Annotated in this window: 11 protein-coding genes; 7 read left to right on the forward strand and 4 right to left on the reverse strand. The window is 41.7% G+C overall.

Translation table 11 applies throughout. The features are described 5' to 3' along the window. Window positions 1-657 precede the first annotated feature (657 nt). The 3 genes from IM319_RS09020 to IM319_RS09030 all read left to right on the forward strand — a co-directional run bounded on the left by IM319_RS09020 (window position 658) and on the right by IM319_RS09030 (window position 5,474). Complete coding sequence (locus IM319_RS09020; RefSeq protein ID WP_287735345.1) at window positions 658-1,869, forward strand: pentapeptide repeat-containing protein; 1,212 nt, start codon at window positions 658-660, stop codon at window positions 1,867-1,869. A 179-nt stretch (window positions 1,870-2,048) separates the two neighbouring features. After that, window positions 2,049-3,692 carry a Ppx/GppA phosphatase family protein gene (locus IM319_RS09025; RefSeq protein ID WP_287735346.1) on the forward strand — a complete coding sequence of 548 codons (1,644 nt, stop codon included), beginning with the start codon at window positions 2,049-2,051 and terminating at the stop codon, window positions 3,690-3,692. Window positions 3,693-3,824: 132 nt separating this feature from the next. Next, a complete protein-coding gene (locus IM319_RS09030) occupies window positions 3,825-5,474 on the forward strand; it encodes an alpha/beta hydrolase (protein ID WP_287735347.1) in 1,650 nt (549 codons plus the stop codon). 117 nt (window positions 5,475-5,591) lie between these two features. Here IM319_RS09030 and IM319_RS09035 read toward each other — a convergent pair whose 3' ends face one another. Together IM319_RS09035 and IM319_RS09040 are read right to left on the reverse strand one after the other, a co-directional pair. After that, complete coding sequence (locus IM319_RS09035) at window positions 5,592-5,882, reverse strand: DUF3082 domain-containing protein (protein ID WP_287735348.1); 291 nt, start codon at window positions 5,880-5,882, stop codon at window positions 5,592-5,594. A gap of 65 nt (window positions 5,883-5,947) precedes the next feature. Then, window positions 5,948-6,145, reverse strand: coding sequence for a hypothetical protein (locus tag IM319_RS09040; protein ID WP_287735350.1), 198 nt, complete (start codon window positions 6,143-6,145; stop codon window positions 5,948-5,950). A 236-nt stretch (window positions 6,146-6,381) separates the two neighbouring features. Between IM319_RS09040 and IM319_RS09045 the strand changes: the two genes are divergently transcribed. The 4 genes from IM319_RS09045 to IM319_RS09060 all read left to right on the forward strand — a co-directional run bounded on the left by IM319_RS09045 (window position 6,382) and on the right by IM319_RS09060 (window position 9,496). Beyond that, window positions 6,382-7,425, forward strand: a complete 1,044-nt coding sequence (locus IM319_RS09045; RefSeq protein ID WP_287735351.1) for a DNA cytosine methyltransferase — start codon at window positions 6,382-6,384, stop codon at window positions 7,423-7,425. Between the two features lie 273 nt (window positions 7,426-7,698). Next, window positions 7,699-8,040, forward strand: coding sequence for a hypothetical protein (locus IM319_RS09050; protein WP_002754608.1), 342 nt, complete (start codon window positions 7,699-7,701; stop codon window positions 8,038-8,040). A gap of 169 nt (window positions 8,041-8,209) precedes the next feature. Next, the gene (locus IM319_RS09055) at window positions 8,210-8,683 is read left to right on the forward strand and encodes a tRNA (cytidine(34)-2'-O)-methyltransferase (RefSeq protein WP_287686811.1); all 474 of its coding nucleotides are present in this window, start codon (window positions 8,210-8,212) and stop codon (window positions 8,681-8,683) included. A 225-nt stretch (window positions 8,684-8,908) separates the two neighbouring features. Next, a complete protein-coding gene (locus tag IM319_RS09060) occupies window positions 8,909-9,496 on the forward strand; it encodes a prepilin-type cleavage/methylation domain-containing protein (RefSeq protein ID WP_287735352.1) in 588 nt (195 codons plus the stop codon). A gap of 13 nt (window positions 9,497-9,509) precedes the next feature. Here IM319_RS09060 and IM319_RS09065 read toward each other — a convergent pair whose 3' ends face one another. Together IM319_RS09065 and IM319_RS09070 are read right to left on the reverse strand one after the other, a co-directional pair. Further along, a complete protein-coding gene (locus IM319_RS09065) occupies window positions 9,510-9,866 on the reverse strand; it encodes a 4a-hydroxytetrahydrobiopterin dehydratase (RefSeq protein ID WP_287078082.1) in 357 nt (118 codons plus the stop codon). Between the two features lie 128 nt (window positions 9,867-9,994). Further along, on the reverse strand, window positions 9,995-10,228 hold a 234-nt coding region (locus IM319_RS09070; RefSeq protein ID WP_287735353.1), incomplete at its 5' end, for a zinc ribbon domain-containing protein.

The following is a 10,228-nucleotide window of genomic DNA, read 5'->3' on the forward strand; positions in this document are numbered from 1 at the left end:
TGTCAGTCTGTAGAGCGACCATAAGACCAGAACAGATTTACTCTGTTAAGGCAGGTGCGGAACCCCGCAAGGGAAAGAAGCAGAAACCTAAATCGTGAGGTTTGGGAATCACCGTCCGTTTACGGCGGTGAGGATGTCAACCCCAGGGGTCTGTCCAGTTAAAATTGACGGATATAATTGGGTTAATTTGAGGCGAGCATCTTTCCTGAAATTGCCAGTCATACCAAATCCGTTGAGTATAGGTAACATATCAGACAGGCAAAAGGCAAGAGGCAAAAGGCAAAGGGGAGAATAAATAATCAGTTTTTAATAACTGGATTTAGTATCATACCAAATCCGTTTTTAATAGTGTGAATAACTTTTAAACAGGATTTAGTATGATTCCTGTAAATGAAATACTAAAAATTATCATCATTATTTTTAATTAATAAATTACAACAAAAATAACCAAAGCTAATTTTAAAAAGATAATAGATAGTTGTTAAGCTAAAACGCATTTTAACCGCCTCTCCTTAGATTAGCTAAATCTCCCTCAATCCCTTTACTGTTGCCTCTTGCCTGTTGCCTCTTGCCTGATCTCAACAAGCAATTTAAATACGCGGGCAGCTTATGAATTACATTAATCAATCAAGCAAAAAACAGAACTCTGTAATTTCTATGAGAGCAAGTGAGGTACTAGATTTATATGCCAAAGGGAAACGCGATTTTACAGGAGTAAAATTAAAAGGACAGTGTTTTCACGGAAAGAATTTATCGGGGGCTAATTTTAGTCAAGCCGATCTCCGTGGCACTAATTTTCAAGGGGCTATTTTAGAGAGAACTAAATTTACAGAGGCCAGGGCAGGATTACTAAAGCGCGGTCGGCTACAATTAATCTTAATTTCTTGGTTAATAGCGGCTGTCTGCGGCTTGCTGTGGGGATTAGCTGGTTATTATCTAGCTTTAATGCTGGTGACAGATGTAACCGAATTTAAAATCATTGGTGCGGTGATAATTACAATTTTATCTCTAATTTACGGAATATTTTATCGTCAACGAGTTGGGGGATTGCCCTTAGTTTTATCGTTGATTTCTGGTCAAGCAATAAGTTTTATTCTAGCAACTATTATCAGCTTAATTGTAACTTTATTGACAGTAATTATACTAGCTTTTCAAGGAGCATTAGCAGGAATAGCCGTGATGAATGTAACTTTTTCTATAGCTTTGATTGTTGGGGTTTGTGTTACTTTATTCACCGCTTATCTAGCCTGGTTATCCCTAGAAGAATCGAGAGCAACGGTCACGAAATCGATGGCAATTGCTTTTTTAGCCAGTAAAGGTACAAATTTTTTCGGGGCAAATCTGCAAGAAGCTGATTTCACGGGAGCGCAGTTAAAAGCCACTGATTTAAGGGCAAAAGATTTAACTAGAACTCGATTTTATCTGGTATCGGGCATCGAGCGAGCGCGCTGGGAAAAGACAATTCTGGAGGAAGTTGCGATGAGAAATCTTCTGGTTACTGGTCAAGGGGAAAATAAAGCTTATATTGGCTATAATTTTCGCGGACTAAATCTTTCCGGGGTTAACTTAAAAAATGCCAACCTGACTAGGGCAAATTTCAGTGAGGCAAATTTAGCCTACGCTAATCTAGAAGGGGCAAATTTAGCCCATAGTAACGTGATGAGAGCCAATTTACAGGGAGCCACCTTGACGGGTGCTTGTATCGAAGCTTGGAAAATCGCCGAAAATACCAATTTAGAAGGGGTTGATTGTGATTATATCTATTTAGTCGAGTGCGATCGAGAGCGCCGTCCTTGGCAGGGAGAATTTGGGGAAGGGGAATTCCGGCAATTGGCCCTGGAGCAACGAAAATTGTATATTGAAGAATAAGATAACTGCTATACAAAGCCAAAATTGCGGCTCCGAGGCGGGCAATTAGAGGGATAATAAGACCAACCCCGATCGATCGGGTGTCAGAGGCGGCGGAGTTACATCCCGATGCCAAATAAGGTTATTTGCCCTTTTCCCTAACCCCTATCCCCCGACTGGTAACTGATCACTGATAAGCGATGGTGAATATTTCTAATCAAGTTATACCCAATCGGGGACTAGCGCCCCTTAGAAAAGCCTCCGATGTCCAAATCCTAGCGGCGATCGATATTGGGACGAATTCGGTTCACATGGTAGTAGTGGCAATTGAACCGTCTTTACCCGCTTTTACGATTATTGCCAGAGAAAAGGATATAGTCCGTCTGGGCGATCGAGATAGAAAAACTGGTAAATTAACCCTAGCGGCCATGGAAAGAGCGATCGCCGCTTTAAAACGCTGTCACGATCTGGCTATTAGTCTCCATGCGGATCAGATTATTGCCGTTGCCACTAGCGCCACCCGGGAAGCGACCAACGGCGACGAATTTTTGGCTTTAATCGCGAAAGAAGTCGGTATTTCCGTAAATCTCATCTCCGGACAGGAGGAAGCGCGCCGGATTTATCTCGGTGTCGTCTCGGGAATGGATTTCCAAAATCAAGCCCATATTATTATCGATATCGGTGGTGGTTCCACAGAATTAATCTTAGCTGATAGTCAAGAAATTCGCTTTCTTAGTAGTACCAAAATCGGGGCTGTGCGTTTGAGCCAAGATTTGATCACCACCGATCCCATTAGTACCACAGAATTAGCCTATTTAAGAGCCTACACCCGGGGAATGTTAGAGCGGGCGGTGGAGGAAATTAAACATCATTTACAGGTGGGAGAAGTGCCGCGTTTAGTGGGAACTTCTGGGACGATCGAAACTTTGATGACTATCCATGCTTTGGAGAAATTGGGGGAAATTCCCAATCCTTTAAATGGTTATCAATTAACCCGCAAAGATGTCAAAGAATTGGTCAAACGTTTCGCCACTTTGGACTATCACCAAAGACTGGCAATTCTGGGGATGTCCGATAAACGGGCCGAGATAATTCTAGCCGGTTCGATCGTGCTTTTGGAAGCGATGACCATGTTAGATGTTGATAAGTTAGTTCTCTGTGAAAGAGCCTTGCGAGAAGGGGTAATCGTCGATTGGATGCTGACGCACGGTTTAATTGATAATCGGTTACTTTATCAGAGTGAAATCCGTCAGCGCAGTGTCTTGAAAATAGCGAAAAAGTATCAAGTTAATTTAGAATCTGCTGAGAGAATAGCGACATTTTCCCTGTCTTTGTTTGAGCAAACCCAAGCACAATTACATTCTTGGAATCAGGAGGCTAAAGATTTATTATGGGCAGCGGCTATACTGCACAATAGTGGTTTATATGTTAGTCATGCTGCCCATCATAAACATTCTTATTATTTAATTCGCAATGGTGAACTGTTGGGCTATACGGAAATAGAGTTAGAAGTTATCGCTAATATCGCTCGTTATCACCGCAAAAGTAAACCGAAGAAAAGGCACGATGATTTTATGAAATTAACTGAATACTATCAGTATATGGTCAGACATTTAAGTGCTATACTGCGCTTGGCTGTGGCTTTAGATCGGCGACAAATAGGAGCGATTAAAAAGATTGAATGTAAGTACGATCCTGAATATAGAACCCTACATCTGCATCTTTTTCCCAATAATGCTGAAGATGATTGTGCTTTAGAATTGTGGAGTTTAGACTATAAAAAACCTGTTTTTGAAGAAGAATTTGGGGTGAAAGTAGTGGCAACTTTGGCATTTTTGCCCTGAAACCATCTACCGCCGGTATTAAGTAGCTTGAAATCGGCAAGATTGGAATTTTCATACCACTGTTAAAAACTGTCAGGTTACTGTTATAATCCAGAGGGAATAGGATCGCAGAAAGAAAAGGAGCCGAAAAACTTGTTGCAATTAGCTAAAATTGGTCGCTTGATCGCTCTTGGTTGCTTGGGAACGATACTGTCTAGCTTTCCTGTCCTCTCGGCCGAGAGAATCACTTTTATCTTACCGCCCTTTAGTCGTACCCTAGAAATTAGTTCCCTAGAAAAGTTTGTCGAGACTGGCAGAATTGACGCTAATCTAAGACAATATTTAGGTAATACTACCCCCGAACAACAAAGAGAATTTCGCCAAGCTTTAACCACAACTAAAGAAATTAATCCCGTCCTGATCTCGCGCTTTTTTAACACCACAATGGGGGAAGATATCCTCAACCTTTTAGGGGAACTGATCACCATTCAAGGGGGTATTAATGGTAAATTCGCTCTGCGTTCTGCCCTAATTAAATCAGCTTTTGAACCGGGAGGGGTAACTATTCTTAACCTGCTGCGTAATCTGCCCACTAATATGCAGATTGATGTGACAAGAGTGCAAAGATTAGCTAGGGCGATCGATATCGTCCTGAAAGCGACCACAGTATTCACGGAAAAGGTGGCGCAATTATCCTTAGAAGAAGCTAAAAAGGCCGGTGAAATTAATTTTACCGCCATGACCGACCCCCGACAACCGGGACCGCAACAAGTAGAACAAATGCGGCTGGATTTAACCGATAGCCGTCGTCAGAGGGAACTTTATCTAATCATTGTCAAACCCAAGGGGCAATTAACCCAGAAAACCCCCGTTATTGTCTTTTCCCACGGTTTAGCTTCTCGTCCTGAAGATTTTGTCCGACAAGCGGAACACTGGGCTAGTTACGGTTATCTCGTCGCCATGCCCCAACACCCCGGCAGTGATACCCTACAGGTGCAGAATCTGCTCGCCGGTTTATCGCGGACGGTTTTTTATAGCAACGAATTTGTCAATCGTCCATTGGACATATCTTTTGTGATCGATGAATTGCAAAGACGCAACGCGGGGGAATTTCAGGGGCAATTAGATGTAGATAATGTGGGAGTTGGTGGACATTCCTTCGGCGGTTATACAGCCTTAGCCGTGGGTGGAGCGACGATCGATTTCGAGAATTTACAACGGGACTGCCAAAGAAGATTAGCTTTTCTCAATGTCTCCCTCTTGCTGCAGTGTCGTGCTTTGGATTTACCCCGAGAAGAATACAACTTTCGCGATCGGAGAATCAAAGCGATTTTTGCGGTTAATCCGTTTAATTGGAGTATTTTCGGGGCTAAAGGACTAGCTAAGATCGAAATTCCCACTTTTGTAGCGGCAGGAACCTACGATCCCGCTACCCCCGCTATTTTTGAACAGGTGCGCTCTTTTCCCCTGCTCAACACCGAAAATAAATATTTAGCTCTGATTGAAGGTCAAGCTCACGTCGATTTTTCGGTACTAGACGCGGGAATTAACGAAGCGATCGAATCCATAGCCGATCTTACCCTGCCAGCACCCTATGTGATCGATAGTTACGCCCATTCCCTATCTTTGGCCTTTTTTGAGGTGTATATTCGCAAAAACCCCGGCTATAAACCTTTTTTACAGGCGGCCTATTCCCAATATCTCAGTCAAGGCCAAGAGTTTAGATGTTTTCTGATTACCCGCGCCTCCTCGGCCGCTTTAGAACAACTCATCGAAGATTTTATCGCTCAAAATGTCCGTTAATCAGTTATCAGTTATCAGTTATCAGTTATCAGTTATCAGTTCACTGTTTACTGTTTACTGATCACTGAAAAGCTCCCCACTTACCCACTTCCCCACTTCCAATTCATAATTCATAATTTATATTTGTTGATGGCGTTTAAGCAGTAATTGGATAGCCAAAAGAATTAAACCAATGGTGACAAAAGCAAAAATAAAGGTTCCTAGAGAAGCTAAACCAAAAACTAAAGTGCGGACAGCACTGCCAATTCTCAAGGCGATCGGACTGTGAGCAACCATCGGTTTTGAGTAAAAAGAATGACCGATCGCTGCCGTGAGATAATAGAGAATTGTCCCCAGTGCTGCCGAAATTGCCGCACCAACTAAACAGCGAGTAGGAGTAACTTGTTTGGTTTCTAATTCTGTGGCCATTACTTTTTAGTCCTCAAATATTGCCCAGGTTAAATTTTAATTCTTTTCCCCAGTATTTTACCCGACTAGGACCAAGGAGCGAGGGTGGAAGCAAAAGAAGTATCGACTTGCGAGGAGACGATCAGGTCTTGATTCTGGTCTAGTTCCCGTTTTAACTGTTCCCAATCACCGGGGTCGGTCAACTCCTCATAAACAGGGGCCGCGGAAACGATCGTTTCTTTGTCCGATGACCAGCTTCGGGAAGGAAGGACTGGATTATTCAAAAGTCGATCGTCTCACTTTCAGGGTCAAGATATTCTACCCCATACTTGGCTTTTAATTTTGACAGTTGTTCGAGTCGGTAGTATGCCAGTGCCTCTGGGTGCATCTCATTTTTGTAAATCTACGTGCGCGTTGCGGGGGAGATGGCGAGAAAGATTCGAGCATTTATACTAAAATCTAAGATAGCCGGTTTAATATCGTCTCAGGGATCAAAACTAAAGCTTAGAATAGATAAAATATGTGGACTTTTATTGATTTATTTGCTGGGATAGGAGGATTTAGAATCGCCCTAGAGAATCTCGGTTGTCAATGCGTTTTTTCTTCGGAAATCGATCCTCACTCCCAAAAGGTTTACTTGGCTAACTATGGTCATTTACCCGATAATCAAGACATCAGAAAATTAGAGGTGAAAACTGTACCCGATCATGATATACTGTGCGGCGGGTTTCCCTGTCAAGCGTTTAGTATCGCCGGCAGAAAACATGGTTTTAAAGATGCACGCGGAACCTTATTTTTTGAAGTTGCCCGTATCTTACACGAAAAGAAACCGAAAGCTTTTATCTTAGAAAATGTCCAGGGATTAGTCCATCATGATCGAGGTAGAACTTTAAAAACTATTTTAGATATATTAGAAAAGGATTTGCATTATTTTGTCCCCACTCCCCAGATTTTAAATGCCAGATATTTTGGGGTTCCTCAAAATCGTCCCCGAATTTTTATCGTCGGGTTTCGAGAGGATTTGAATATTTATCATTTTTCCTATCCCCAACCAACCCAGCAAGAAACTTGTCTCGAAGATATCCTAGAAGAAAAGGAAGTCAGCGTTAAATATTATCTCTCTAATCAGTATTTAGAAACTTTATTTAAACACAAATCTAGACATCAAGATAAAGGTAATGGTTTTGGGTATGAGATTATTTCTCCCGATGGTATCGCTAATGCGATTGTGGTGGGAGGTATGGGAAAAGAAAGAAATTTAGTTATCGATAAAAGACTGACTAATTTTACTCCTGTTACTCGCATTAAGGGAGAGGTAAATAAATTATTTGTCCGCAGAATGACTCCCAGAGAATGGGCAAGATTACAGGGGTTTCCTGATAGTTTTCAGATTGTTGTCAGCGATGTCCAAGCTTATAAACAGTTCGGTAATTCTGTGGCTATTCCCGTGGTGGAAGCGGTGGCAAAAGAAGTGATTAAAGCTTTAGATTTATCCAGAGATTCTCAAGAAAATATCAGGTTTAAAGAACTACAGGGGAGACAATTAGATTTATTGTCAATCTGAGGAACAATAACAATTTTTTCTAGGGGTTTCGGTATATTAAGAATAGTTATTATTTGATCAATATGATCGCTGTTTATGCTGGACTCTCACTGGATTAACAGTGGACTTGTTACATAATTAATTTTCGACAGTTCAAAAATGAGAAAAATAGGCATGAGACAAAAATAAAAAGAGCAGCAGAGGTGATGGTTTCGCCGGTTGTGCTTGTGAAAGGTATCTCTCTTATACTACACTTGTAACACCAATATGTTTAGTATTTGGGAGAAGAAAATTATGCGGACAATTACACGCACCACCACCACCGAGATGGAAGTCACTAGCATTCGTCTAGAAAGAGTCCTCAAAGACAAGCTGAAAGAGATTTCCGGCAATCAAGGTTATCAAGCACTCATTCGCGATGTCTTATGGAATTTCGTTCAGCAGAAATCAGGGGATTATCGACCTCAGTTTTGTGCTGGTGATATAAGGGCAGTATTTAACGCTACAGCTAGAAAAAATGAGATTTGCGCTCTTACGGGCAAGTTAATCCCCGCTAATGAAACAATGTTATTAGGTTTGACAATCCATGGCGATTTAGTTCCCTTGAGTATGGATAGTTATGCCAATTTAAAATAAGTTTGACTAGGGTGGGGCAGAATGCAGTATAGTTAGTCCTCACCCATAAAGATAAGGGAACAAGCAATAGGAAAGTGGGAATTATAAATTATGAATTATGAATTGAGAGGTGGGGAGTTTTTTGCTGTAAACAGTCAACTGATAACCGATAACTGATGACTGATAACTGATGACTGAACCGATTTTACGAGTGGTTTTAATCAATCCGCAAATTCCGCCAAATACGGGGAATATTGCCCGTACTTGCGCCGCAACGAGGACAGAATTGCATTTAGTTGGTCCTTTGGGTTTTGAAATTAGCGATCGCTATCTGAAGCGCGCCGGCTTAGATTATTGGCCCTATGTAAAACTTATGTACCACTTGACAATAAATGAATTCTGTGCTTGTCAACAAAAGAGCGGCGGAAGGGCGATCGGGTTTACTGTGCGCGGCAGCAGCAGTTATGTGGAATACAGCTATCAAAGCGGAGATTGGCTACTTTTTGGCAGTGAAACCGACGGTATTCCGGCAGATTTATTAAATCAATGTGATGACACGGTTTATATTCCCATGGCGGAACCGGGGGTGAGAAGTTTAAATCTTTCCGTTAGTGTGGCAATCGGATTATTTGAGGCCAGACGACAACTGGGATTTATTCGTTAGCGGGACATTTGGCTATATAAACAGAGCAAATAAACTGAATTGACCAAAAAATTAGAAAATTGCTTTTATTTAGCTGATTTTTGCCCGGAGCAGAAAAAATAGCAATCGCCATCAATCTTGTCCGTAATAACAGCAAGAAATTATGTGGATTATCCTAGCGCAAGTTAATTGTTGCTCCTTTGTAATTACATAATTTATTGAAAATAAAAAGGCAAGATGAGGCTCATGAATATCTTAGACCTTTCTCCCAATACTTTTCGCAATTTCCAGCTTTTTAATCGGCAAAAATCTACCTCTGGCTTAACTCAAGTCGAGATGTTAGTTACCCTAATTTTATTAGGAATTCTCTTAACTATTGCCCTTTCTGCTTATCATCGTTTAATGGCTTGGATTCGCTTAAATATCGCCACCTTTGAAATATCACAACAGTGGAAAAATACCCGTTATCAAGCCACAGGAGAAGGTTCTCATCCCCTATCTTTGTGCATGGCAGCAAGTGAAACCGAACAGATTAAAGTGGCAAAAGTACAAGGGGACGAATGTGAAAATGTCACCGATTGGACTCCCATCACTCGTGGTGTTAGCATCGATACTGATAATTCTACCCTACGCCGAGTTAGTGGATCTGTGGGTAATCAAGGTACAATTTATCGCGCTAGTTGGGCCGATACAAGGGGGGGGTTAGGGGGTTCTTGGGGACAGTTAGGCAGAATTACTTTAGTTGCTGCCGGTACACCCGATAAAAGCTGTTTATTTTTATTCCGTGTTGATGGTAGTTGGGATATTCGCCAAGATAATAAATGTGTGGGTTAAAGCTGATTTAAAACTAGGGAATCAGGCGATCAATTTGTTGAGCTAAATCAAAATCTAAGTTACTTAAACCTCCCACGTCATGGGTAGTGAGGGAAAGAGTAACGCGATTGTAATTGATGGTAATATCAGGATGATGGCCTAGGGATTCAGCTGGAGTAACTAAGCGATTAACAAAAGCGATCGATTCGATAAAATTGTTAAATTTAAAAGTTTTTTCAATCCGTTGATCTCGTAACTGCCAACCCGGGATAGTCTGTAATTGTTGAGAGATTTCTCGATCGGATAAACGAGTAGCGGGTAAAGAGAGGACTAATTGACCAGTTAACCCAATCATGAAAGCGATCGCTATTACTAAAAATTGCTTCAACATTGAAGACGCTCCCGTAGTTGTGGTGAGCAGAAAAAGTGATCGATCACGAGGGCATAGTCCCAAAATCTAACATTAAGAAACACTTTACACCTTGACATCCTCCCCGCCGTAAAACGGACGGCGATTCCTCACCACGCCACCTTTTTAGAATGGTCGCTGAATGGGGTTGACGCTTCACGGGATGCTGCTTCTTTAACAGAAGTCTTACGCTTTCCTCCACATCCGTTTAAAGTCTCCGAATGTCCTCCGGCGACCTTGATATTTACCGCAGCGTTTACATCTCGATCATGAAAAGTTCCACAGAAAAGACATTCCCACTCACGGATATTTAACGCCTTTTTCCCGCCGATATTCCCGCAACA

This window comes from Microcystis sp. M113S1 (assembly GCF_020246945.1).
Classification (GTDB): Bacteria; Cyanobacteriota; Cyanobacteriia; order Cyanobacteriales; family Microcystaceae; genus Microcystis.

Bases quoted from the DNA above. Each gene is read 5' to 3' on its own strand.
- IM319_RS09045 (WP_287735351.1), top strand. From the start codon at position 6,382: ATGTGGACTTTTATTGATTTATTTGCTGGGATAGGAGGATTTAGAATC.
- IM319_RS09055 (WP_287686811.1), top strand. From the start codon at position 8,210: ATGACTGAACCGATTTTACGAGTGGTTTTAATCAATCCGCAAATTCCG.
- IM319_RS09035 (WP_287735348.1), bottom strand. From the start codon at position 5,882: ATGGCCACAGAATTAGAAACCAAACAAGTTACTCCTACTCGCTGTTTA.
- IM319_RS09025 (WP_287735346.1), top strand. From the start codon at position 2,049: ATGGTGAATATTTCTAATCAAGTTATACCCAATCGGGGACTAGCGCCC.
- IM319_RS09065 (WP_287078082.1), bottom strand. From the start codon at position 9,866: ATGTTGAAGCAATTTTTAGTAATAGCGATCGCTTTCATGATTGGGTTA.
- IM319_RS09050 (WP_002754608.1), top strand. From the start codon at position 7,699: ATGCGGACAATTACACGCACCACCACCACCGAGATGGAAGTCACTAGC.
- IM319_RS09020 (WP_287735345.1), top strand. From the start codon at position 658: ATGAGAGCAAGTGAGGTACTAGATTTATATGCCAAAGGGAAACGCGAT.
- IM319_RS09060 (WP_287735352.1), top strand. From the start codon at position 8,909: ATGAATATCTTAGACCTTTCTCCCAATACTTTTCGCAATTTCCAGCTT.